At 69.7% G+C, this 23,426-nt stretch carries 23 protein-coding genes and 2 pseudogenes; 20 read left to right on the top strand and 5 right to left on the bottom strand.

Features of this window, described 5'->3' with window-relative positions:
- The first annotated feature begins 207 nt into the window (after positions 1 to 207).
- The 5 genes from dop (at position 208) to prcA (ending at position 4,299) form a co-directional block, all read left to right on the top strand.
- Positions 208 to 1,719, top strand: a complete 1,512-nt coding sequence (dop, locus tag HW837_RS29895) for a depupylase/deamidase Dop (RefSeq protein ID WP_338133446.1) — start codon at positions 208 to 210, stop codon at positions 1,717 to 1,719.
- Positions 1,720 to 1,907: 188 nt separating this feature from the next.
- Positions 1,908 to 2,123, top strand: a complete 216-nt coding sequence (locus tag HW837_RS29890) for a ubiquitin-like protein Pup (RefSeq protein WP_045557092.1) — start codon at positions 1,908 to 1,910, stop codon at positions 2,121 to 2,123.
- Positions 2,124 to 2,502: 379 nt separating this feature from the next.
- Positions 2,503 to 2,685 (top strand): endonuclease VII domain-containing protein, encoded by a 183-nt coding sequence (locus tag HW837_RS48965; protein WP_319678060.1) that lies wholly within the window; start codon positions 2,503 to 2,505, stop codon positions 2,683 to 2,685.
- A complete protein-coding gene (gene prcB / locus HW837_RS29880; RefSeq protein WP_045557093.1) occupies positions 2,637 to 3,482 on the top strand; it encodes a proteasome subunit beta in 846 nt (281 codons plus the stop codon). Before HW837_RS48965 ends, prcB begins: the two co-directional genes overlap by 49 nt.
- A gap of 70 nt (positions 3,483 to 3,552) precedes the next feature.
- Positions 3,553 to 4,299 carry a proteasome subunit alpha gene (prcA, locus tag HW837_RS29875; RefSeq protein WP_045557094.1) on the top strand — a complete coding sequence of 249 codons (747 nt, stop codon included), beginning with the start codon at positions 3,553 to 3,555 and terminating at the stop codon, positions 4,297 to 4,299.
- Between the two features lie 102 nt (positions 4,300 to 4,401).
- Here prcA and HW837_RS29870 read toward each other — a convergent pair whose 3' ends face one another.
- A complete protein-coding gene (locus HW837_RS29870; RefSeq protein ID WP_093789398.1) occupies positions 4,402 to 5,424 on the bottom strand; it encodes a LacI family DNA-binding transcriptional regulator in 1,023 nt (340 codons plus the stop codon).
- Between the two features lie 106 nt (positions 5,425 to 5,530).
- Here HW837_RS29870 and HW837_RS29865 point away from each other — a divergent pair.
- The 7 genes and pseudogenes from HW837_RS29865 to HW837_RS29835 form a co-directional block, all read left to right on the top strand.
- A pseudogene (locus tag HW837_RS29865) lies at positions 5,531 to 5,900 on the top strand (MFS transporter); the annotation flags it as partial.
- Between the two features lie 105 nt (positions 5,901 to 6,005).
- Positions 6,006 to 7,466 (top strand): integrase, encoded by a 1,461-nt coding sequence (locus HW837_RS29860; RefSeq protein WP_237270438.1) that lies wholly within the window; start codon positions 6,006 to 6,008, stop codon positions 7,464 to 7,466.
- Positions 7,463 to 9,193, top strand: a complete 1,731-nt coding sequence (locus HW837_RS29855; protein ID WP_045557098.1) for a hypothetical protein — start codon at positions 7,463 to 7,465, stop codon at positions 9,191 to 9,193. Before HW837_RS29860 ends, HW837_RS29855 begins: the two co-directional genes overlap by 4 nt.
- Positions 9,190 to 11,337, top strand: a complete 2,148-nt coding sequence (locus tag HW837_RS48960; protein WP_045557099.1) for a hypothetical protein — start codon at positions 9,190 to 9,192, stop codon at positions 11,335 to 11,337. Before HW837_RS29855 ends, HW837_RS48960 begins: the two co-directional genes overlap by 4 nt.
- Positions 11,334 to 11,750 carry a hypothetical protein gene (locus tag HW837_RS29845; RefSeq protein WP_045557100.1) on the top strand — a complete coding sequence of 139 codons (417 nt, stop codon included), beginning with the start codon at positions 11,334 to 11,336 and terminating at the stop codon, positions 11,748 to 11,750. Before HW837_RS48960 ends, HW837_RS29845 begins: the two co-directional genes overlap by 4 nt.
- Positions 11,751 to 11,870: 120 nt before the next feature.
- A complete protein-coding gene (locus tag HW837_RS29840) occupies positions 11,871 to 13,064 on the top strand; it encodes an MFS transporter (RefSeq protein WP_045557101.1) in 1,194 nt (397 codons plus the stop codon).
- Entirely contained in the window at positions 13,061 to 13,237 is a 177-nt protein-coding gene (locus tag HW837_RS29835; RefSeq protein WP_159040877.1) for a hypothetical protein, read from the top strand. The genes HW837_RS29840 and HW837_RS29835 overlap by 4 nt, the downstream gene beginning before the upstream one ends.
- 23 nt (positions 13,238 to 13,260) lie before the next feature.
- Here HW837_RS29835 and HW837_RS49690 read toward each other — a convergent pair whose 3' ends face one another.
- On the bottom strand, positions 13,261 to 13,383 hold the full coding sequence (locus tag HW837_RS49690; protein ID WP_267887670.1) for a hypothetical protein: 123 nt from the start codon (positions 13,381 to 13,383) through the stop codon (positions 13,261 to 13,263).
- A gap of 320 nt (positions 13,384 to 13,703) precedes the next feature.
- On the opposite strand from HW837_RS49690, the gene panB reads away from it, so the two are divergent.
- Positions 13,704 to 14,555 (top strand): 3-methyl-2-oxobutanoate hydroxymethyltransferase, encoded by an 852-nt coding sequence (gene panB, locus HW837_RS29830; protein WP_045557102.1) that lies wholly within the window; start codon positions 13,704 to 13,706, stop codon positions 14,553 to 14,555.
- A 70-nt stretch (positions 14,556 to 14,625) separates the two neighbouring features.
- Here the strand turns inward: panB and HW837_RS29825 are convergent, their stop codons facing one another.
- Genes HW837_RS29825 through HW837_RS29815 form a run of 3 tightly spaced genes read right to left on the bottom strand, consistent with a single transcriptional unit; the run spans position 14,626 to position 16,731 of the window.
- Positions 14,626 to 15,612, bottom strand: a complete 987-nt coding sequence (locus tag HW837_RS29825; protein ID WP_045557103.1) for an MBL fold metallo-hydrolase — start codon at positions 15,610 to 15,612, stop codon at positions 14,626 to 14,628.
- A complete protein-coding gene (locus HW837_RS29820) occupies positions 15,609 to 16,067 on the bottom strand; it encodes a PaaI family thioesterase (protein ID WP_045557104.1) in 459 nt (152 codons plus the stop codon). Before HW837_RS29820 ends, HW837_RS29825 begins: the two co-directional genes overlap by 4 nt.
- 46 nt (positions 16,068 to 16,113) lie before the next feature.
- Positions 16,114 to 16,731, bottom strand: coding sequence for a LysE family translocator (locus HW837_RS29815; RefSeq protein WP_193380447.1), 618 nt, complete (start codon positions 16,729 to 16,731; stop codon positions 16,114 to 16,116).
- A 111-nt stretch (positions 16,732 to 16,842) separates the two neighbouring features.
- On the opposite strand from HW837_RS29815, the gene HW837_RS29810 reads away from it, so the two are divergent.
- The 7 genes and pseudogenes from HW837_RS29810 (at position 16,843) to HW837_RS29780 (ending at position 23,359) form a co-directional block, all read left to right on the top strand.
- Complete coding sequence (locus HW837_RS29810; protein ID WP_045557106.1) at positions 16,843 to 17,295, top strand: Lrp/AsnC family transcriptional regulator; 453 nt, start codon at positions 16,843 to 16,845, stop codon at positions 17,293 to 17,295.
- An 86-nt stretch (positions 17,296 to 17,381) separates the two neighbouring features.
- Positions 17,382 to 18,284 (top strand): annotated as a pseudogene (locus HW837_RS29805) (MFS transporter); the annotation flags it as partial.
- Positions 18,285 to 18,293: 9 nt separating this feature from the next.
- Positions 18,294 to 19,655, top strand: a complete 1,362-nt coding sequence (pafA, locus tag HW837_RS29800) for a Pup--protein ligase (protein WP_013004876.1) — start codon at positions 18,294 to 18,296, stop codon at positions 19,653 to 19,655.
- A gap of 131 nt (positions 19,656 to 19,786) precedes the next feature.
- A complete protein-coding gene (locus tag HW837_RS29795; RefSeq protein WP_193380448.1) occupies positions 19,787 to 20,782 on the top strand; it encodes an FKBP-type peptidyl-prolyl cis-trans isomerase in 996 nt (331 codons plus the stop codon).
- Positions 20,783 to 20,842: 60 nt separating this feature from the next.
- Positions 20,843 to 21,214 carry an FKBP-type peptidyl-prolyl cis-trans isomerase gene (locus HW837_RS29790; RefSeq protein WP_045557108.1) on the top strand — a complete coding sequence of 124 codons (372 nt, stop codon included), beginning with the start codon at positions 20,843 to 20,845 and terminating at the stop codon, positions 21,212 to 21,214.
- 150 nt (positions 21,215 to 21,364) lie between these two features.
- A complete protein-coding gene (locus HW837_RS29785; protein ID WP_045557109.1) occupies positions 21,365 to 22,342 on the top strand; it encodes a helix-turn-helix transcriptional regulator in 978 nt (325 codons plus the stop codon).
- A 15-nt stretch (positions 22,343 to 22,357) separates the two neighbouring features.
- Positions 22,358 to 23,359 carry a helix-turn-helix transcriptional regulator gene (locus HW837_RS29780; RefSeq protein WP_093789396.1) on the top strand — a complete coding sequence of 334 codons (1,002 nt, stop codon included), beginning with the start codon at positions 22,358 to 22,360 and terminating at the stop codon, positions 23,357 to 23,359.
- The last annotated feature ends 67 nt before the right edge of the window (positions 23,360 to 23,426 follow it).

Raw genomic sequence — 23,426 nt, 5'->3', positions numbered from 1 at the left:
GTGGGTACCCGCAGCCGACTGTTTTCCAGGTGAAGGCCGGAGCACAGCAATGACGCAAATGATCTCCCCACCAGCGCAGAGCCGTTCTAGGCTCTTTCGTACCGCCGAGTCGCGCAGTGCGGGGACGGGCACCGCACACGCACCGGAGCGCCAGCGGTACTTGAGCAGCGTCCCCGACCGAGGACGCCGCCGGGCAAGGAGGGCCGCATGACCGTACGGCGAGTAATGGGCATCGAGACGGAGTACGGGATCTCCGTCCCCGGCCACCCCAATGCCAATGCAATGCTCACCTCGTCCCAGATCGTCAACGCCTACGCAGCGGCGATGCACCGGGCCCGCCGGGCCCGCTGGGACTTCGAGGAGGAGAACCCGCTGCGGGACGCGCGAGGCTTCGACCTCGCCCGCGAGGCCGCCGACTCCAGCCAGCTCACCGACGAGGACATCGGCCTCGCCAATGTCATCCTCACCAACGGCGCGCGGCTCTACGTCGACCACGCCCACCCCGAGTACAGCGCCCCCGAGGTGACCAACCCCCTCGACGCCGTCCTGTGGGACAAGGCCGGCGAGCGCATCATGGCCGAAGCCGCCGAACGCGCGGCACAGCTCCCCGGCGCCCAGCCGATCCACCTCTACAAGAACAACACCGACAACAAGGGCGCCTCCTACGGCACGCACGAGAACTACCTGATGAAGCGGGAAACCGCCTTCTCGGACATCGTGCGCCACCTCACCCCCTTCTTCGTCTCCCGCCAGGTCTTCGCCGGCGCCGGCCGCGTCGGCATCGGTCAGGACGGCCACGAACACGGCTTCCAGCTCAGCCAGCGCGCCGACTACTTCGAGGTGGAAGTCGGCCTGGAGACCACCCTCAAGCGCCCCATCATCAACACCCGCGACGAACCCCACGCCGACGCGGAGAAGTACCGCCGCCTCCACGTGATCATCGGCGACGCGAACCTCTCGGAGATCTCGACCTATCTGAAACTGGGCACGACGGCCCTCGTCCTCTCCATGATCGAAGACGGCTTCATCGCCGTAGACCTCGCCGTCGACCAGCCCGTACGCACCCTCCACCAGGTCTCCCACGACCCGACCCTGCAACGCCTCATCACCCTCCGTAGCGGCCGCACCCTGACCGCCGTACAGCTCCAGATGGAGTACTACGAGCTGTCCCGCAAGTACGTCGAGGAGCGCTTCGGGGCGGACGCGGACGACCAGACGAAGGACGTCCTGAGCCGGTGGGAAGACACGCTCAACCGCCTGGAGAACGACCCGATGAGCCTCTCCGGGGAGCTCGACTGGGTCGCCAAGCGGGAGCTGATGGAGGGCTACCGGCGCCGTGACGGCCTCGACTGGGACGCCGCGCGCCTGCACCTCGTCGACCTCCAGTACGCCGACGTACGCGCCGAGAAGGGCCTCTACAACCGTCTGGTGGCCCGCGGCAAGATGAAGCGGCTGCTGACCGAGCAGGGCGTCGACGAAGCCCGTACGAAGCCGCCGGAGGACACCCGTGCGTACTTCCGCGGTCGCTGTCTGGAGCAGTACGCGGACGACGTCGCGGCGGCCTCCTGGGACTCGGTGATCTTCGACCTGCCGGGCCGGGACTCGCTCCAGCGCGTCCCAACCCTCGAACCGCTTCGCGGAACGCGAAATCACGTCAAGGAGCTCCTGGACCGCTGCCGCACGGCAGAAGACCTGGTCAGGGTGCTGTCCGGGCACTGAACCGGGGTTCAATCGTGATCAGCCGGGCAGGGTGGAAACACCGCCGTCCGGGAATCATCGAGGTGGTCCCCGGACGTTGTGGAAACAACGGGGCCAATGTCAGACCCGGCTTGTAGGGTCTGATCATCACCGATCGGCGGGAATGCCGACCTGTCGACCATGTCGGGCAACAGAGCGGGGTGAGGGTTATGGCGACCAAGGACACCGGCGGCGGCCAGCAGAAGGCCACCCGTTCCACCGAGGAGACCGAGGCGGCGCCGGAGGCGCAGGCATCGGAGGACCTCAAGGAGCGCCAGGAGAAGCTGAGCGACGACGTGGACTCGGTTCTGGACGAGATCGACGATGTCCTCGAGGAGAATGCGGAGGACTTCGTTCGAAGTTTCGTTCAGAAGGGCGGCCAGTAGCCTTCGATTCGAAGGTGATGGGGGCGTACGGGTTGGCAAGTGAAGAGGGTGTGAAGCGCTGCTCGCGGTGCAAGGAGTGCAAGCCGCGGGCAGCCTTCGCCAGTAACAGCTGGCCAAGGGCAAGAATGTGCGACCCCGCGTGTGGACACGCCCGAAGGGCGCAAGTTCTGTCGTTGCTGTGGGCAGGTCAAGCCGCACAGTGAGTGGCATCGCAACGTAACGGCGTCCGACGGCCTCTCGACAAGCTGCGAGGCCTGCCGCGCGGTCAAGGGGCGCGCGGGGCATCTGAAGCGCAACTACGGCCTCACCGAAGCCGAACGTGACGAGATGGTCGCGTGCCAGATGGGGCTCTGCGTGATCTGTTTGAAAGCCCCCGTCCGTGCATGTGGATCACTGCCACAAGACGGGTAGGGTCCGAGGCGTACTGTGCTTCAACTGTAATTCGGCCATCGGCAAGTTGGGAGACGATCCCGACGCTGTTCGTCGGGCTGCCGCCTACCTGGAAGGAACTCCGTGGAAGCCAACACTCGTAGCACCGGGCGTCTACCAGCTGCCTTCCTGACGCCTGGGTCGTCGTCCTTCATGGACTTCCTGTCGGACCACCAGCCGGAGCTGCTGCCCGGCAAGCGGCAGCTGCCGCCGACCCAGGGTGTCATCGAAGCTCCGCACGGCACGACGATCGTGGCCGTGACGTTCCCCGGCGGTGTGGTGCTCGCCGGTGACCGCCGGGCCACGATGGGGAACATGATCGCCCAGCGGGACATCGAGAAGGTGTTCCCGGCCGACGAGTACTCGGCCGTCGGGATCGCCGGCACGGCCGGTCTGGCCGTGGAGATGGTGAAGCTGTTCCAGCTGGAGCTGGAGCACTTCGAGAAGGTCGAGGGCGCGCAGCTCTCGCTGGAGGGCAAGGCGAACCGGCTCTCCACCATGATCCGTTCCAACCTCGGCATGGCCATGCAGGGCCTGGCCGTCGTCCCGCTCTTCGCCGGTTACGACGTGGACCGGGAGAAGGGCCGCATCTTCTCGTACGACGTGACGGGCGGCCGTTCCGAGGAGAGCGGCTACGCGGCCACCGGCTCGGGCTCGATCTTCGCGCGCGGCGCGATGAAGAAGCTGTTCCGTGCCGATCTCTCCGAGGACGAGGCGACGACCCTCGTCATCCAGGCCCTCTACGACGCGGCAGACGACGACTCGGCGACCGGTGGTCCCGATGTCGCCCGCCGGATCTACCCCATCGTCACCGTGATCACCGAGGACGGCTTCCGCCGGCTCACCGACGAGGAGTCCTCCGAGATCGCCCGTTCGATCCTGGAACGCCGTCTGGAGCAGCCGGACGGTCCCCGGGCCGCGCTGCTCTAGCCGGTCCGGCCCGCGACGGCCCTCTTATCAAGGTGATCCAGTGACTTCGACAGAAAGGGACGGATAACCGGTGTCGACGCCGTTCTATGTCTCACCCCAGCAGGCGATGGCGGACCGGGCGGAGTACGCCCGCAAGGGCATCGCCCGTGGCCGCAGCCTGGTCGTGCTGCAGTATGCCGACGGCATCGTGTTCGTCGGCGAGAACCCGTCCCGCGCGCTGCACAAGTTCAGCGAGATCTACGACCGGATCGGCTTCGCGGCCGCCGGCAAGTACAACGAGTACGAGAACCTCCGGATCGGTGGTGTGCGCTACGCCGACCTGCGGGGTTACACCTACGACCGTGACGACGTGACCGCCCGTGGTCTCGCCAACGTCTACGCCCAGACCCTGGGCACGATCTTCTCCTCGGCGGCCGAGAAGCCGTACGAGGTGGAGCTGGTCGTGGCCGAGGTGGGGGAGACCCCCGAGGGTGACCAGATCTATCGGCTGCCGCACGACGGTTCGATCGTCGACGAGCACGGCTCGGTGGCGGTCGGCGGCAACGCCGAGCAGATCAGCAGCTATCTGGACCAGCGGCACCAGGACGGCATGTCCTTGGCGGAGGCGCTGAAGCTCGCCGTCCAGGCCCTGTCGCGCGACACCAACGGCACGCAGCGGGAGATTCCCGCCGAGCGTCTGGAGGTGGCCGTCCTGGACCGTACGCGTCCGCAGCAGCGCAAGTTCAAGCGCATCGTCGGCCGTCAGCTCGACCGTCTGCTGGAGGCGGACGGTGCCGCCACGGAGGCGGAGAGCTCCGCGGAGGAGGACGACGAGTAGTCCGCACCGTCGTACGCTCCCGCCCGTAGTGCGCCCCGGCCGGCCCAGGCCGGGGCGCGCGGCGTTCGGGGCCGGTGACGGACCGGTGGACGGCCGGGGTGCTCAGCCCCCTGCCCGTGCCGTGGACCCCCGCACCACCAGCTCCACCGGGATGTCCCCCTCCGCCGGCGTACGCCCCTCCAGGACGGCCAGCAGGGCCTCCATCCCGCGTTCTCCGAACAGTTCCCCGTCCAGCCGTACGGTGGTCAGCTCGGGGTCGAGTGCCGTGGCGAGGGCGAGGTCGTCGAGGCCGGTCACGGACACGTCCTCCGGGATGCGCAGCCCGAGGCGTCGTACGGCCTTGTAGACCCCGGCGGCGAGTTTGTCGTCGTCGCAGACCACGGCGGTGGGGCGTCCTTCGGTGCCGCCGGTGTCGCTCAGGGCCGTTTCCGCCGCGGCCAGGGCTCCTTCGATGGAGATCGGCGCGGCGGCCGTCCGCAGGGACGTGCCGGGTACCGAGGCCACCCGGTCCGCCAGCTCCCGCGCGCGGACGTGGAAGGTCCAGGAGGGGATGTCGGCGGCCAGGTGCAGGAAGCGGCGGTGTCCCAGGGCGAGGAGGTGGTCGGCGACCTGGCGGACGCCGTCGCGGATGTCGAGGTTGACGGTCGCGGCGCCGAGGCTGCCGTCGGGGTCGCTGTCCAGCATGACGAGGGGGAGCTGGTCGCCGCGGATGGCGGTGAGCGCGTCGGCGGCCATGGAGGAGGCGATCACGCCGTCGAGGGCGGCCTGGGCGGAGGCGAAGGGGTCGCGGGCGGGGCCGACGCCCTCGGGGGAGGGGTAGAGGACCACGCCGAAGCCGTGGCGGGCGGCGACGCGGGCGGCGCCCGTGTAGACGCCGGCGAAGAACTCGGTGGTCAGGGCGGGGACGACCAGCAGGACGGTGCGGGTGCGGCCGAGGCGGAGGTTGCGGGCGGCGAGGTTGGGCCGGTAGCCCAGTTCGCGTGCGGCCTCGCGGACGCGTTCGGCCGTGGGCTCGGAGACGCGGCCGCGCCATTTGTCGCCGAGGACCAGGGAGACGGCGGCCTGGGAGACGCCGGCGGCCTGGGCGACGTCACGGCTCGTGGGGCGCGTACTACCTCGTGCCACCGTCGGCCTGCTCCTTCGTCTGGACTCGTGGTCAGGCACATGGTACGTATGACGGAGGACGTTATACGTAACACGTCGCTCGCGAGAGCCCGTGGAGAGGCAGGACATGGCCGCCGGATATCTCGAGATTCTCAGGACGCGGCATGCCGCGCGGCTGCTCGCCGGCACGCTGGTGGGCCGGCTGCCGAACGCCACCGCCGCCATCGCGATCGTGCTCTTCGTCCGCGCGGAGGGCGGCACCTACAGCCTCGCGGGCGCGCTGGCGGCCGTGTACGGGCTGGCCAACGCCGTCGGGCAGCCGCTGCTGGGGCGGCTGGTGGACCTGTACGGACAGCTGAGGGTGCAGCTGCCCGCGGCGGTCGTCTCGGCCCTCGCCATGGTCGTCTTCGCGCTGTCGGGGCTGGACCCGCTCTGGCCGGCGTACCTCGCGATGGCGGTCGCCGGGCTGTGCACGCCGCCGCTGGAGGGTTCCCTGATGATTGCTTGTGTTCAAGCGATCAGGGAGAGGTTCGTTGAGCGAGTGGCGTGTGGTGTGGGTGCCGGATCCGGAGCGGTGGGGTTCGTTGCCGCCTGAAGGTGTTCTGGGGGTGCGAGATCTTCCGGCGGCGGTGGACCGGATCGGGTTGCGTCCTGGCGATCCGGTGTTCTTGACGCCGGACTGCAGGGTGGATCGGGACCTGCTGGACTACGTCAGGTCGGCCGAGTTCCAGTTGTTGGAGCGGGAGTCGAAGCGGAACTACGCGACGGATACGCGGGCGCTGCTGACGTTCCTGTCCTCGCGTGGGGTGCCGTGGCGGAAGGCGACGCGGCAGGATCTGAGGGATTACCGGCACTGGCGGTGCCGGGCGCCGGAGAATCCGGGGCGGATCAGCGGCGCGAAGTGGGATCGGGAAGCGGCGGCGTACACCAAGCTGTTCAAGTGGGGACGGGTCGATCCCCTGCCGGTGGACGTGTCGCGTCGGGAGGATCGGGCCGCGGACTCTGTGAGTGCGCGGGTGTCGTGGCTGACGCCCAGGACGTGGGCGTTGTGGTCGGACGTCGGGCTGCGCGGGTGTGATCGTGCCGGGGTACCGGCGCCGGGGTGGGAGTCGCGGACGGAGCTGCGCAACACGAGTTTTGTGCAGCTGCTGTTGAGCTCGGGGCTGCGGCGGCAAGAAGGCGGGGCGCTGCTCACCTTCGAGGTGCCGGCTCGGCGCCTCCGTCACGGCCGATACGTGCACGGGCGCATCGCCGGGGCGTTGACCCGGGCCAAGAGAGGCCGGACGTTCTACGCGTCGGCGGACGCGGTAGGGCAAGTGGAGGCGTATGTGGTCTCCGAGCGGGCGTGGGCGGTGCGGCGCGCTCAGACTGCGGGTCGCTACGACCGTCTGCCGATGATGCGGCTGGTCACGAAGGTGACGCACGGGTTGAAGCCGAAGGTCGCCTGGATCGACGCCCATGGTGTAGCGGGGGAACGGGAGCTGAACCTGCTGGACTGGCGGGAGCGGCAGTGGCTGTTCCTGGAAGGGCCGGACGGGCCCGAGCCGGCGTGGCTGTGGCTGACCGAGCAAGGGCTGCCGATGGATCCGGATCGATGGAACGGGGTGTTCCGGAGCTCGAACGGCCGCTGCGAGGAGGCGCTTCTCACGCCGCAGGAGCGGGCGGTCAAGCGGGAGTTGAGGCTCGCGGAGGTGAAGGGGAAGACGCCGTACGCGACGCCGCACTCGTGCCGGCATTCGTTCGCGCTGTACATGCTGGTCCTGCTCAACGAGCTGTTCGAGTCCCGCTACGGGCTCACCCGGGAGGAGCGGAGAGACTTCGCCCTGCTGTTCGGTGATCCGTGGTGGCTGGTGAAGACGCTGCTGGGGCACTCCGACGTGGAAACGACGAAGCGTCACTATCTCGCGCCGGTCACGCACCTGCAGCTGGAGTCCATCCTTGCCGCCGCGGAGACCACGAGCGATGGCGAGGATGTCGAGAACCTCGACGGTGTCTTCGCGCGGCTGGCCAGGGAGTCAGAGGGCATCCAGGACATCGACACGATCCTGGAGGCGGCCGGGTGAGCAGGATAGGAAGGCGAGCGGTCCTGCCCCCGCCCGACCACCGCAGCGAGCCCCCGCTGACGCCGGAGGGACTCGTGGTGACGGTGATCAACAAGGCCGGGCATCCGAAGGAGTTCGACTTCTCCGAGCTGTCGGTGGCGGAGCCGATGCAGCGGTCGCTGGCCGCCGCGTTCGCAGCCCAGTCGAGTCAGTGGACCAGCCACAGCACGGCGAACTCGTACTGGGAGGTGCTGGAGCTTTTCGCCCGGTTCATCTCTGGACAGGATGCCCCTTCCAAGGACCTCGACGGCCTGTCGGCGGCCCTGCTCAAGCGCTGGCGCGCTGTGAACATCGGCACGAACACGGGCAAGGCCCGCTTGACCAAGATTCGTACGCTGCTGAAGCAGGACCCCCGGATCGTGACCGGCCCGGCGGCGGAGGAAGTCGCCCGCCGCGTCCCCGGGCTCAAGCCTGGCAAGCAGTCCTACGACGACGCCGAGCGTGAGCGGGTCATCAGCACTGCGCAACGGCAGTTCAGGGCCGCCTGGCTGCGCATCACCGAGAACGAGCGGCTGCTGGAGCAGTGGCGGACCGGCGAGCTGGAACCCGGGAGTAGGCCGTGGCGCATCGGGCAGGTCCTGGATCACCTCGCGCGTACCGGTGACGTACCGCGTACCCAGACGCCGTCGGGATCCTTCGCGACGAACAGGAGACTGCTCGGCGGAACCAGTGCGGCACGCACGTGGGCCCGTCTGTTCCTGACGAAGGGTGAACTGACGGCGCTCTCGGTGTTGCTCACCGACCGGTTCGCCTGGAATCTCTCCCTCTACGATCACATGCCGGCCCCGACGCGGACGCCGTCGGCGGGCGAGAGCGGCACGGTGACCTACCAGGTGACGGTGGAGAAGCACCGGGCCTCCGGCGGACGCTGGTACTCCACCGAGAACGTGACCGACTCCGGCGCGGACTCGCCCGGCCGCCTGATCACCCAGGCCCTGCAGGCCACCGCGCCCGGCCGGGTGCTGGCCGCGCAGCTGTCCCCCGGCCACGACCTGCTGATGACCGCCCGCACAGCCCGGCCGGGACGCAGCAGCAAGAACGCGGACCGGCCCGGTCCCGTCGGCCTGCTGGTCTTCGGGGTCTCGAAGGACGACGCGAAGGGCTGGGCCAGGTCGCACGGACTGGCCGGCTCCCCGTTCCAACGCACACGGCGGACCACGGTGACCCGTGAGAGACGTCCGCTGCAGCACACCCAAGGAACCCACGAGAGCGTCTACGTCCTGCCCGACAAGCGTGTGCAGGAAGCCTCACGGGAGGTCTTCGAGGCGGGCGCCGAGGAGGCGCTTTCCCAGGCCCGCGCCGTCACCTTCGGCGGCCACCTCACCAATAAGGCGGATCCGGCCCACCAGCAGACCGCCACCGCGGACTGCGGGGACGACACCAACAGCCCCTGGCCCGCGCCCGACGGTGGATGCGGCGCGGACTTCCTGCTCTGCCTCGCCTGCACCAACGCACACGTACACCCAGGCCACCACCCGCGCCTCGCCCACCTCCACCAGCAGATGGACAGCCTGCGCTCCGTGCTGCCTGACGACACCTGGACGACGCGCTGGAACGATCACCGGCTGCGTCTGGAGGACCTGCGCGAGCGTGTCGGGCCCGCAGCCTGGAAAGCCGCCCTCGACCGTGCGGACGAGGCGGACCGCGCCCTCGTCACGCTGTTGCTCAAGGGAGACCTGGCCTCGTGAACACTCTCGCTGCCGAACCTGATCCGTACGTCCTTCCCCTGCCCAGCCCGGACAGCCCCGTGGTGCTCCCGAAGTGGATCAGCGCCGGCAACCGGCACCCCAACTCCCGCTACCGTGACCTTGTTTGGTCCTTGGCCCCGCTCATCGACAACCCCGGCAGCAGCCTGATCAGCATCCACTGGGCAAACTGTCCCGGCACACTGCGCGAGCAGCTGAAGTCGGCCGCCTGGGCCATGATCAACGGTGAGCTGCGCCCCACCTATCTTCAAACGCGCGGGATCTCCGCTCGCAGCCGACGCGTCGCGGGCAGCATCAGGAGCGCCTGTCAGGAGTGGGTGCGGCTGGCCCGCTGGCTGGACGAGCGCGGCATCGGCGACCTCGGGCGCTGTACCGAGCAGCACTGGCATGCGTACGCGGCCGAGCGCTGTGCGAACGGTATGGGCCGCGACAGTGCGGAGGACGTGCTCGCCGACCTCACGTACCTGTGGGTGTTCGACCAGCTCTGCGCCCGTCCTACCGGCATCTCCCAGCCCGTGTGGGAGACCGAGGACGTCGACGACTTCCTGCCGACTGTCGACGGGAGCACCGGCGGGGAGAACTCCACGGAACCCCTCGACCCTGAAGTCATGGGACCGCTGTTGATCTGGGCCCTCCGCGCCGTCGAGGACTTCGCCGACGACATCCTGGCCGCCTGGTCCGAGAACCGCCGCCTGACGCGCCGCGCCACCAGCGCCCACGCCACACCCGAAGGGCGGGAGGTCCTGGAGGCATACCTGCGCCCCATCGTGGAGACCGGTGCACCGATCCCGGCCTCCCACAAGCACGGCAAGCCCGAGTTCGCCCGCATGTACGTCACCGGAATCACCGGCGCCAGCTTCGGGCAGGTCGACCGCTTCAAGGAGACGAACCGCCTGACGGCTCTGGCAGCGGTGCGGCCCGGTTCGTGCCCGTTGGCGGTGCCGGTCACCGGACGTGTCAACGGCCGACCCTGGCGCACGCACCTCGACTTCTACGAGGCGCCCGTCCTGATGCGCCACCTCGGGACCGCCGCGGCCATCGTCTGTCTCTACCTGACCGGCATGCGGCCCCAGGAAGTCCAGAGCCTGCGGTCCGGCTGCTGTCCCGAGCCCGAACCGGCCGGCGACGGCTCTCCGGGCCGGCATCTGATCCGCAGCCGCCACTACAAGAACGTTACCGACCATGACGGCAACCACCTTCCCCAGGGCGAGGAACGAGAAGTGCCCTGGGTGGCCATCACACCCGTCGTCCGTGCCATCCGCGTCCTCGAACGCATCGTCCCTCCAGGCGAGCTTCTCCTGTCCACCGCCCACCACGACTTCGGCATGGGGGACCGTAACGCCCACGGCTCGCTGGGAACTACCGGGATGATCGACCGGATCGAGGAGTTCATCGCCTGGGCCAACCGGGAGGCCCTCGCCCAGAATCTGCCCGACCAGACCATCCCCGACGACCCGTACGGCTCCATAGGGATGGGCCGCTTCCGCAGAACTCTGGCCTGGCACATCGCCCGCCGCCCCGGCGGACTGATCGGGCTGGCCGTCCAGTACGGACACATGCGCACCATCCTGGACGCCCGCACCTCCAGCGGCTACGGCAGCCGCAGTCGCCGCGGCATCCACGGCGTCCTCGACGTCGAGACCGCGCTTGCCGCAGCCGGCACCGCGGCCCGGCTGAGGGACCGCCTCGCGGCCGGCGAGAAGATCTCCGGACCCGCCACACGCCGCGCACTGACAGCAGCCGCCCACGTCCCCCGCTTCGAAGGGCGCCTGGTCAAGAAGAACTTCCCCAAACAGGCCGCGGCCTTCCTCGCCCGCGACGGCTACGTCCTCTACGACAACCCCGACGCCTACGTGATCTGCGCGTTCAAGCACGAGAACGCGCTGTGCGAACCCGATCCGGGCGCCACGGCCCCCAGACAGTACGACTGCCGTCCGGGCTGCGGCAACGCCGTCCGCACCGACATCCACGCCCGAAGCCTGCGTGAACGGGCCGACGAGATCGACCAGTTGGCAGCCGCCGCCCCTGAACCCGTCGGCCGACGCCTGAAGGCAAACGCCCAACGGCTCCGCGCCACCGCCGACACCCACGACTCCACCGCACGACCCGCCGAGGCCCTCGCATGAACGACCAGCACCGCGACGAGCGCACCCGCATCCGCGAGGCCATGGACCGCCTCCTGTCCGGACAGGCCACCGCCTCCAACGGCAGCCTCACGGTCGTCGCCCTCGCCGCTGAGGCCGACGTCCACCGCATGGCACTGCTCAAACGCCACGCCGACCTGAAGAACGAGTTCTACGCGCGCGTCCGGACCGAGACCCAGCAGGTCCCCGAGACCGAGAAACGACTGCGGGAGACCGTCGGCAAGCTGAAGGAGACCATCGCGGATCAGAGAGCCGAGATCGAAGAACTCCGTCAGCTGGTGACCAACCTGACCCTCGCCAGCGCCGTACTCGTCCAGGAGAGCCCGCCGGCCGAGACCTCGGACTCCATTGCTGCCGCTGACAACGTCATTCCCTTCCGGCCACCCCGCAGCTGACCATGCCGCCGCCTCACGCGCCGACGCGATGGCCGCCTGGTGACATACGGACCTCTGCCCGGACGAGGGTCCTGCTCCTTCGGCTGTTGATGCCCCGAACCGAACCGCAACAGGAGAGACATGCTGTATCTGAGACTGATCCGACGGCCGTACGTCATAAGGCTGTTGACGGGTTCGCTGATCGGGCGGATGCCGAGCGCGATGGCCGCGCTCGCCATTGCGCTGACCGTGCGTGAGGCGGGGTCCGGCTACCGGTTCGTCGGTGTGGTCACGGGGATCTTCGCCGTGGCCGGGGCCATCGGAGGGCCGCTGCTCGGGCGGCTCGTTGACCGCACCGGGCAACCGCGGGTGCTCGTGGTGTCCGCGGTCGTCTCGGGCCTGGGGTACGCGGTGCTCGCGCTCACCCCGGAGTCGGCGTCTGCGGTCGTGGCCGGGGCCGTGCTCGCGGGAGCTGCCGCGCCGCCGCTCGAACCATGCATGCGTGCACTGTGGCCCGCCCTGGTGGAGGAGGACCAGCTGGAGTCGGCGTATGCCGTGGACGCCGGGGCGCAGGAGATCATGTTCATCATCGGTCCGCTGGCGGTCGCCGGTGTGGCGGCATTCGGGCCCGCTCCGCTCGCCCTTGGCCTCGCCGCGGTGCTCGGCCTGATCGGCGCCCTGATCATGGCGACCGCGGCGCCCTCGCGCGACTGGCGTGCGGAAGCCCGCGACGCGCACTGGCTCGGCCCGCTCCGCAGCCCCGCGCTGCTTCTGCTGCTGTTCGCCCTGTTCGGGGCCGGGTGGGCGGTCGGCACCTTCAACGTCTTCAGCGTCGCCTACGCCGAACAGTTCGCGGTACCGGGCGGCGCCGGCACGCTCATGGCCCTGTCGGCGCTCGGCGCGTTGCTCGGCGCCGTGACGTACGGCGCACTCGGCTGGAGCGCTGCCGCCCCGCTCAAGGCCCTCCTCCTGTGCGGCGGGATGGCGGGCGCGTACTGGCTGGTGGCTCTGGTGCCGGGCCCGCTCGTTGCCTGTCTGGTCGCGGTCGGCACGGGCGTTTTCTTCGCGCCGCTGCTCACGGTGTCCTTCGGGATGGTCGGCGACCTCGCCCCCGAAGGGACGGTGACCGAGGCGTTCGCCTGGCTCGTGACCCTGATCAGCGCGGGCATCGCGGTCGGCTCCGCCGTTTCCGGCCTGCTCCTCGCCGACTTCGCGCTGGCCGCTGCCGCGGCACTCGGCGCTTGCGGGGTCACGGCGGGTGCCGTGGTCCTCGCACTGTCCCGGGCCCGTCTGGCCCGGCCGGTCCAGGCCGAGGTGGTGGTTGGTGTCGGTTGACCCCGGTGTCGCGCCATCCGCACGGTCTGCGCAGTGCCGTCGCCGAAGTACTTCGGGTCCAAACGGGGGAGGAGGACATCGCCCGGCTCTCCCGGTTCAAGCACTGCAGCAGCTTCACGGCCTCGACCCCGGACGCACTGGAACTCGACGAAGTCGGCGACGGCGAGGACTGACACCCCGCGGGCCTTGTGTCACCTCACGCTATGTCGGGCTGGGCCGGCAGTTGGGACTCGGCGAGGGCGAGGGCGGCGATGGCCCCGAGCAGGATGGCCGTGCCCGCGACGGTGGCCGCGGTGAGCTGTTCGTCGAGGAACTGCACGGCAGGACGGTGCACCGATAAATCGACAGGACCGGCGTTCCTTGCTGCTGGCAGCAGGTCAGCATCATGCTCGCCAGTCCGGCCGTCATCCCGTGGGACCCCGTCGTGAGCACTACCGAGCGGCGACACCGGGCACGTCCTTCCCTTGAAAGCTCGGCAAGATTCTTCCAGCCGACTGGGCATTGGTAGAAAAGTCTCCTCCGCTTTACCGGTTGACGGGCGTAGGACGGCAACACTTTCGGCTCGAAATCGCTTAGCGTCCCGTGGTGAATCCGGGGACTCCAGCAGGGAGCCTCGAGAGGCACGTCCGGAGGACTTCCATGAGCGAGCAGCCCGCTCCGTACGGCGGCGGCACGACAACCGCCACCGCCCCGACCCCGAAGCGGGTCCGGATCCACCACCTGCGCGAGATGAAGGAGCGCGGGGAGAAATGGGCGATGCTGACGGCGTACGACATGTACACCGCGGCGACCTTCGACGAGGCGGGCATCCCGGTGCTGCTGATCGGGGACTCGGCGTCTAACAACGTCTTCGGGAACAAGACGTCGCTGCCGGTGACGGTGGATGAACTGCTGCCGCTCGTGCGCGCGGTGTCCGGGGCCTCCCGGCGGGCTCTGGTGATCGCGGACCTGCCGTTCGGCTCGTACGAGGCGTCCGCGGAGCAGTGTTTCCACACGGCGGTGCGGTTCATGAAGGAGGCCGGCGCGCACGCGGTGAAGCTGGAGGGAGGCGAGGAGATGGTGCCGCAGGTGGAGCTGCTGGCCCGGTCCGGGATCCCGGTGATGGCGCACATCGGGTTCACACCGCAGGCCGAGCATGGCCTCGGTGGCTACCGGGTGCAGGGGCGGGGCGAGGATGCGCAGCGGCTGGTGTCGGCGGCGAAGGCGCTGGAGGCGGCCGGTGCGTTCGCCGTGCTGATCGAGATGGTGCCCGAGGACGTCGGCGCGGAGATCACGCGGAATGTGGCGGTGCCGACGATCGGCATCGGAGCGGGGAACGGATGTGACGCGCAGGTGCTGGTCTGGCAGGACATGGCGGGCCTGCGGACCGGGCGGCTGCCGCGGTTCGTGAAGCAGTACGCCGATGTGCACGGCGTACTGCGCGAGGCGGCCCGGGACTTCGCGGCCGATGTGGCGGCGGGGACGTTCCCGGCACCGGAGCACACCTTCTGACCGGAGCGGACGGGTATGGGGCGGGCGAGCGGCTGGAGGCCGCCTCGCCCGCCCCTCGTTTCAGCAGGTGTCAGCGCGGCTCGGTCACCGGCCAGGCTCGGGGGTAGGGCACGCGCAATGCCTCGGGCGCCACAGGAGTGTGGTCGGCGGCGGCGTGCAGGCGGCCGTTGCGTAGGACTATGGCGCCGCTGCGGAGCATGGTCGTGACCAGTTCGGGGGCGAGGACCTCGGGGGTCACGTCCAGGAGGCGGGCGGCGTCGGTCAGCCAGGCGCGACCGTGGAGGTACGGCTCGACCTCGTCGGAGGGGATCCCGTCGCGGATCATCAGGGCAAAGGCGAGGATCCGCCGTGCGCCGTACCAGACCGCTCCGGCCGGGTTGTCGACGAGCCGCTGGGCACGGCGCAGGGCAGCGGCGAACGCGGCTGCGGGGTCGGCGGGGATCGGGCCGTGGGAGGGGAGGAGCACGCGGGGGTCGAGGTCGGCCATCCGCTTGAGGGAGGCGAGCGCGGTGGTGGCCGCGTCGAGGCCGTCGAGAGCGAGGTTGACCCAGCCGACGTCGTAGTCCGACAGCGCGTCACCGACGACGAGTAGCCGCTCGTCCGGTTGCCACAACGCCAGGTGGCCCGGCGTGTGGCCGGGGGTGCGGACGGCCTCCCAGTCGGCATCGCCCAGCTGTAAGACCTGGCCGTCGTCGAGCGGAACGTCCACGGTGTACGGGGCGACCGGCTGGTCGAGATACTCGGCGGCACAGCAGCCGGGGTCCCGGCGGGTGATCGCCTCGGCCTCCGGGGTTCCGGCGGCGATGGCGGCGCCCCGGGCCTGGAGGAGAGCGTTGCCGCCGACGTGGTCGGAGTGCCAGTGGGTGTTGACGACCAGGTCGACGGTTCCGGCGTGCGCGTATGCCCAGGTGGTGGTCTCGTCGGCGTGGCCGACGAAGCCGGTGTCGACCAGGGCCGGTTGCTGTCCGGGCAGCAGGAGGATGTTGGCGTCGGGGAAGGGGCGCTGCCACCACGTCAGCCACGAGGGCAGGGCCGGAGGGGACGGCCAGGCGCTCATTCGGCGGGCCTGTTGACGCGGATGAGGGTCTGCTGGCCGTTGGCGACAAGCTTGCGGGCGCCGTCGGTCTGGACGCCGTAGACCTCCAGTTGGCAGACGGTCAGGGTGCGTCCGGGCTTGAGGACGGTGCCGATTGCTTCGAGGTGGGCGCCGGCGGCGGGCGCGAGGAGGTTGATCTTGTATTCGACGGTGAGGACCTCGGAGTCCTCGTCAAACAGGGTGAGCGCGGCATAGCCGCCGGCGCTGTCGGCGATGGCGCTGGTGGCGCCGGCGTGGATGTAGCCGTGCTGCTGGGTCACCTCGGGGCGGGCCGGGAGCACGATGTGGACGCGGCCGGGGCCGATGTGAGTGATCCGTGCGCCGAGGTGGGACATCAGGCCCTGCAGGTCGAAGCTGTCCTGGATGCGCTTCTGCACCGCGGGGCCCGCCTGTTCCTGCTGTATCCGGTCTTCCACTTGCCTGCTCTCCTTTGGGTGCGTCGGGTGGAGCGGGGCGGGTTCCTCAGCCGGCCAGGCGTTCCACCAGTAGGAAGGCGCCAATGGCGATCATCATGGCACCGCTGACGTGGGTGACGACCCGGGCGGCAGAGGGCCGGGTGCTCAGGACCGTGCGGGCCAGGACGCCGACGGTCAGGTAGACGGCGGCGCACGCGGTCAGGTGCACCGCGCTGAGCAGACCGGTCTGCGCGGCGACCGGCCAGCCCGTGGCAGGGTCGATGAACTGCGGGAACAGCGAGAAGTACAGCAGCAGCGCCTTCGGGTTCAGGCCGCTGATCCCCGCCCCCTTCAGCATCACCTGCACGCGGGAGGCGCCCGCACTCTCTCCGGCGGCCGCCGGTATGGCCGGCTGCCGCAGAACGCCCCAGCCCAGCCACAACAGGTAGCCCGCGCCCGCCACGGTCAGGGCGGTGAGCGCGGCCGGGGAACTCGCCACGATCACCGCCAGGCCCGCGACGGCCACGAGCGCATAGGCCGCGTGGCCAGCGATCAGTCCGGTGACGGCTGGGACGACCGAGCGCCCCCGCAGCCCGGCGGAGATCGCATAGGCCCAGTCCGCACCCGGAGTGAAGACCAGCAGCAGGTCCACAGCCAGGAAGGCCGCCAGCGTCGTCGTGTCCATCGATCGTTCCCTCTCACATTTCTTGCCCTGGAGGGAAGGCTAGGCCGGATTCGCCCGAAGGTGTTTGCGTCTTTACCCCATGATCGCGCAATGTGAGGGAGAATCTTCTCCATGGACGCCATAGACCGGAAGATTCTTACCGAGCTGCAGCTCGACGGCCGCCTGACGGTCACCGAGCTAGCCGCCCGTGTGCAGCTCAGCGTCTCGCCCTGCCACCGCCGACTGCGCGACCTCGAACGCGAGGGCGCCATCCGCGGCTATCGGGCGGTGGTGGATCCGGCGGCCGTCGGCCTGAACTTCGAGGCCCTCGTCTTCGCCACCCTGCGCTGGGAGACCCCCGACACCGTCACCGCCTTCGAAGAGGCCGTGGCCGCCGTCCCGCACGTGCTGCAGGCGCAGCGCCTGTTCGGCGAGCCCGACTACCTCCTACGGGTCGCGACCGCGGACCTGGCCGCGTTCCAGCAGCTCTACGACCAGCAGCTCGCCCGGCTCCCCGGCGTCCAACGCCTGACCTCGACCCTTGTGATGAAGAACGTCGTCCAGGACAGACCGCTGCCCGAATAGCCGCACCCGCCGGATCCCCGATCGCCCTCCCTCGTCACGCCCGTGGAGGAGATCCTCGATCTGAACACAAGGACTTGACTGGGAAGGAGGGCGGGCTGCGGGCGCTGTGGTCCACGGTGCTCCGCAAGGAGGAGCAGGTGCACACGGCGTACGCGATGGACGCCGTGGCCCAGGAGGTCATGTTCACCGTGGGGCCGCTGCTGGTGACGCTCTGCGTGGCGCTGTGGTCCGCGTCGGCCGCGCTCGTCGTGCTGAGTGCGATCGGGGTGCTGGGGGCGCTGTGGGTGGTCGTCTCGCCTCCCTCGCGGGCCTGGCGGTCCGCCCCGCGTGAGGCGCACTGGCTGGGAGCGCTGCGTTCGCCCGGGTTGCTGGCGCTGCTCGGCGCGTTCTTCTTCGTCGGAGTCGCGCTCGGCTCGATCACCGTCGCGGCGGTCTCGTACGCGGACGGCCACGGCGGGGACGCGGTGTACGGCTGGCTGATGGCGGGTCTCGGGCTGGGTGCGCTGGTCGGCGGCACGGCGTACGGAGCGCGGCGGTGGAGCGGGGCGCCGGAGCGGCGGCTCCAGGTGCTGGTGGCGCTGCTGGCGGTGTGTTACGTGCCGCTGACGCTGATGCCGGGTCCGGTGGGGATGACGGGGCTCACGACGCTCGCGGGGGTGTTCCTGGCGCCGTCGATCGCCTGTGTGTTCGTCCTCGTCGACCGGCACGCCCCGCGGGGCACGGTCACGGAGGCGTTCTCCTGGATCGTGACGACGTTCACGGTGGGCCAGTCGGTGGGAACGGCGGTGGCGGGGCCGGTCGTGGAGTGGGGCGGGACGCTGTGGGGGTTCGTGGTGCCGGGCGCGGCGGGGGCCGTGTCGTTGCTGGTTCTGCTGGCGACCGGGCGGGTTCTCGCTGTTCCCTCCGAGGGTGCGGTGGTTGCGGTCTCATCGGAAAATGATCCAAACCGTGCTGCCGAACCCCGTTTCAGCTCGGTGGATCGGGCGTAATGTTCAGTCATGGACCGCCGCATTTTCGGGCTGGAGAACGAGTACGGCGTCACGTGCACGTTCAGGGGACAGCGCCGTCTGTCTCCTGACGAGGTGGCGCGGTACCTCTTCCGCCGTGTCGTGTCATGGGGCCGCAGCAGCAATGTGTTTCTGCGGAACGGGGCCCGCCTCTATCTCGACGTGGGCTCACATCCGGAATACGCGACACCCGAATGTGACAACGTGACCGAACTCGTCACTCACGACAAGGCCGGCGAGCGCATTCTCGAAGGACTGCTGGTCGACGCCGAACGCCGCCTGCACGAGGAGGGAATCGCGGGCGACGTCTACCTCTTCAAGAACAACACGGACTCGGCGGGCAACTCGTACGGTTGCCACGAGAACTATCTGGTGGCCCGGCACGGGGAGTTCTCCCGTCTCGCGGACATCCTGATTCCGTTCCTGGTCACCCGACAGCTGCTGTGCGGCGCGGGCAAGGTGCTGCAGACGCCGCGTGGTGCGGTGTACTGCGTGAGCCAGCGCGCGGAACACATCTGGGAGGGCGTCAGCTCGGCGACGACGCGCTCCCGGCCGATCATCAACACCCGGGACGAGCCGCACGCGGACGCCGAGCGGTACCGCCGTCTCCACGTCATCGTGGGCGACTCGAACATGTCCGAGACGACCATGCTGCTCAAGGTCGGTGCCACCGACCTGGTGCTGCGCATGATCGAGGCGGGCACGGTCATGCGTGACCTGACCCTGGAGAACCCGATCCGGGCGATCCGCGAGGTCAGCCATGACATCACCGGCCGCCGCAAGGTGAGGCTGGCCAGTGGCCGGGAGGCGTCCGCGCTGGAGGTGCAGCGCGAGTACTACGAGAAGGCCGTGGACTTCGTGGAGCGCCGCGGCATCCGTACGGGCACCGTCGAGCAGGTCCTGGAGCTGTGGGGCCGCACGCTGGACGCGATCGAGGCGGAGGACCTCGACCGGATCGGCACCGAAATCGACTGGGTGATGAAGTACAAGCTCATCGAGCGGTACCGCGCCAAGCACAACATGACCATGTCGCATCCGCGGGTCGCGCAGATAGACCTCGCGTATCACGACATCCACCGCCGTCGTGGCCTCTACTACCTGCTGGAGAGGAAAGGTCAAGCCACCCGCATCTGCAATGACTTGAAGATCTTCGAGGGCAAGTCGGTTCCGCCGCAGACCACTCGGGCCCGGTTGCGCGGTGACTTCATCCGGCGCGCTCAGGAACAGCGCCGGGATTTCACGGTCGACTGGGTGCATCTCAAGCTCAACGACCAGGCACAACGCACGGTGTTGTGCAAGGACCCGTTCCGTTCGGTGGACGACCGGGTGGAGAAGCTGATCGCCGGAATGTGAGCCGGAATGTTCCGGCCCGGATAGTCGGAACGCAACGCGGGGCGCCGTACGTTTGCCGTACGGCGCCCTTCGCACGCCGTAGAGTTGCGCGCACGCCATCCGACAAGATCGACCGATACGAGGCCTTCACCGTGCGCCGACGCTCACTCCTCATCGCTGTCCCCGCTGGACTGGTCACGCTCGCCGCCTGTGGTGACGGCGAGTCCGACTCGGCCAAGGCCAGCAGCAGCCCGTCCGCGTCGGCGAGCGGCGCGGCGAAGCCGCCGAAGATCGTGGACGGTCCGCTGCCGGCGATCACGGCCGGTGCGAAGTTCGACGAGAAGCCGACCGTCGCCAAGGGCAGCGGTGATCCGTCGAAGGACCTGGCGGTGAAGACGGTCATCGCGGGCAACGGGAGGACGGTCGCCGAGGGCGACTACATCCAGGCGAACTACCTGGGGCAGATCTGGTCCACGGCGAAGGTCTTCGACAACTCCTACGACCGCAAGACGCCGCTGGTCATCCAGCTCTCCCCGCAGGGCATCATCGACGGCTGGCGGTACGCGCTGACCGGCAAGAAGGCCGGCAGCCGGGTCGAGATGGCCGTGCCGCCGACCTGGGGCTACGGGACGAACGGCAACCCGCAGGCGGGGATCAAGGGCACCGACACGCTGGTCTTCGTCGTCGACATCCAGAACACCTTCAACGCCAAGAGCTCCGCCAAGGGCACGAAGGTCGCGCAGGACGACGGGAACCTGCCGAAGGTGGGCACCAACACCGACGGCAAGGCGCCCTCCATCGAGGTGCCGAAGGTGGACCCGCCGAAGAAGCTCGTCGCGAACTACATCATCGAGGGCGACGGCCCCGAGGTCGGCGCGGACGACAGCCTGTTGGTGCAGTACAAGGGCGTGCTCTGGGACACCGGCAAGGAGTTCGACTCCTCGTACAGCCGGGAGGCGCTCAGCTCGTTCGGGCTGAAGCAGGTCGTCAAGGGCTGGTCGCAGGGCATGACCGGCAAGAAGGTGGGCAGCCGCCTCCTCATCGTCATCCCCCCGGAGCTGGGTTACGGGGACACGCCGCCGAGCGGCAGCGACATCAAGAAGGACTCCGTGATGGTGTTCACCGTGGACATCCTCGCGAAGATGTGAACCCCGGGATGCGAGACTGTCCGCGTTGCCTCGTACGTACACAAGCAGGAGCCTGAAGACGTGAGCATTGACAAGCCCGAGATCGACTTTCCCGAGGGCCAGCCGCCGGCGGACCTGGAGATCAAGGACATCTGGGAGGGCGACGGTGAGGTGGCCCAGGCCGGCCAGACCGTCACCGTGCACTACGTGGGTGTGTCCTTCTCCACCGGTGAGGAGTTCGACGCCAGCTGGAACCGTGGGACGCCGTTCCGCTTCCCGCTCGGCGGCGGTCGTGTCATCAAGGGCTGGGACCAGGGTGTGCAGGGCATGAAGGTCGGTGGCCGTCGCCAGCTGACCATTCCGGCCCACCTCGCCTACGGGAACCAGAGCCCGACTCCGGCGATCAAGCCCGGTGAGACGCTGATCTTCGTGGTCGACCTCCTCGGGGTCTGATCCGACGGATGCCGGGTCCGCGGTGATCGTGCCGTGACCGGTCCCGACTGTCTGGGGTCCATGCCTTTTCGGGCATGGACCCTCGGCTTTTGCCGCGACGCTTCGTAGCGGTACGGTCGTGCCGCGGAAACACCCGGAGGAAGGGCGTCGATGGCCATTGCCAAGGCCGAGCGGTTGATGAACCTGGCGCTGTGTCTGCTGGGGACGCGCCGGCCGCTCAGCAAGCGGGAGCTGCGGGATTCGATCGAGGCGTACGTCGAGGCCGCCGGATCGGGCAGCGGCGCGGCCGGCAGCGACGATTCCTTCAACCGCATGTTCGAGCGCGACAAGGACGATCTGCGCGAACTCGGCCTGGTCATCGAGACGGTGGAGAACCTCGACGGCGAGGTCGGCTATCTGGCGCGCCGCGACAGCAACAGCCTTCCGCCCATCACCCTGGACGCCGAGGAGGCCGCGGCCCTCGGGCTCGCCGCGAAGGTCTGGCAGCAGGCCCGCCTCGCCGGGGCCGCGAGCGGCGCGCTGCAGAAGCTGCGTGCGGCCGGACTGCCCGAGGACGTCGACCCGTACGAGGCCCATGGGGCGCTGGAGCCGCGCATCCCGGTGCACGAGGCCGCGTTCGAGCCGCTGATGCTGGCCTGCCGTGACCGGCGCCCGGTCGTGTTCGAGTACCGCAAGGCGACCGCCGCGCGCCCAGAGCCCCGCCATGTCGAGCCGTGGGCGCTGGAGTGCTGGCGCGGTCACTGGTACCTGGCCGGCTTCGACCGGGACCGGGGTGCCGAGCGTGTCTTCCGGCTCTCCCGCATCACCGGCAAGGTCCGCAGCCGGGGGGCCGCCTTCACCGCCGAGGTCCCCGACGTCGTCACCGTGCGGGAGACCGTCGCGAGCTGGGCGGGGGAGACCGCCGACCGCTCCGCGCTGATCCGGCTGCGCTCCGGTGCCGGCTACCCGCTGCGTGCGAGGGCCTCCCTCGTCCGGGAACTCGGGGACGGCTGGGACGAGTTGGAGATTCCGTACGGGCACGGTCTGGATGCCTGGCTGGTGGAGTTCGGGCCCGACGTGGTGGTCCTGGAGCCCGCCGAGCTGCGGGCCGACGTGGTGGACCGGCTGCGTGCCGTGGCCAAGGGCTGAGGGGGACGTAAGAACGTGGTGGGAAAACCGGCCCGGCCGGCGAACGCCATCGACCAGACCCGGCGGATGCTCTCCCTGGTGACGTATCTGCGGGAGCGGCCCGGGGCCCGGATCGAGGACGTGGCCCGAGCCTTCGGGATCACCGAGGACGAGCTGGTCTCGGACCTCGATGTGCTGCCCATGTGCGGGACCAGCTTCCGCGGCGGTGATCTGCTGGACATCGACACCGACGGCGAGCGCATCTGGTGGCACAACCCGGCCGCCCTGGGCGCGGAGGCCGCCGAGCCGCTGCGGCTGGCCGCCGACGAGGCCACCGCCCTGCTGGTGGCCGCGCGCGCGGTCGCCACCCTGCCCGGGCTGCGGGAGAGCGACCGGCAGGCCCTGCTGCGGGCCACCGCCAAGGTCGAGACCGCGGCCGGGGAGGCGGCGGGCGCCAGCTCACGTCTGTCGGTCACCTTCGAGGCGGAGGGCGGGGTCTTCGCGGACGTGGACCGGGCCATCTCGGAGCGCCGGCGGCTGTGGATCCGCTACTACTCGCCCGCCCGGGACGAGGTCACCGAGCGGGAGATCGACCCGATCCGCCTGGTCAGCGTCGGTCACACCTACGTCGAGGCCTGGTGCCGCCGCTCCGAGGCCCGGCGTACGTTCCGGCTGGACCGGGTCGCCGAGATCAAGATCCTCGACGAGCCGTCCGCGCCGCCCGAGATCGAGCTGCGGGACCTGTCGGAGGCGCTGGTGCAGCCGGCCGCCGAGGACCCCGAGGTCGTCGTCGAGGTCGGTCCCGGCGGGCGCTGGGTCGCCGAGTACTACCCGCACGACAGCGCCGAGGAGCTGCCGGACGGCGGGCTGCGCATCAGTCTGCGCACCCCCGAGCCGGCCTCGCTGCGGCGTCTGGCGCTGCGGCTCGGGCGTGACGGCCGGATCGTCTCCCCGCAGGACCTTGCCGACAGTGCCCGCCGGGCGGCGCGGGAGGCGCTGGCGGCCTACGACGAGGCCGACGTGACGACCAGGCCGTGACGACCGGGCCGTGACGGGCGGCGGCGTGACCGGGTGACTTCGGGAGCGCGGGGCCGTCACGGCGGGG

The organism is Streptomyces caniscabiei, from assembly GCF_014930365.1.
In the GTDB taxonomy this organism is placed as follows: Bacteria; Actinomycetota; Actinomycetes; order Streptomycetales; family Streptomycetaceae; genus Streptomyces; species Streptomyces caniscabiei.
Note: the sequence above shows the minus strand (reverse complement) of the source record. Positions and strands in the feature narration are given on the sequence as shown.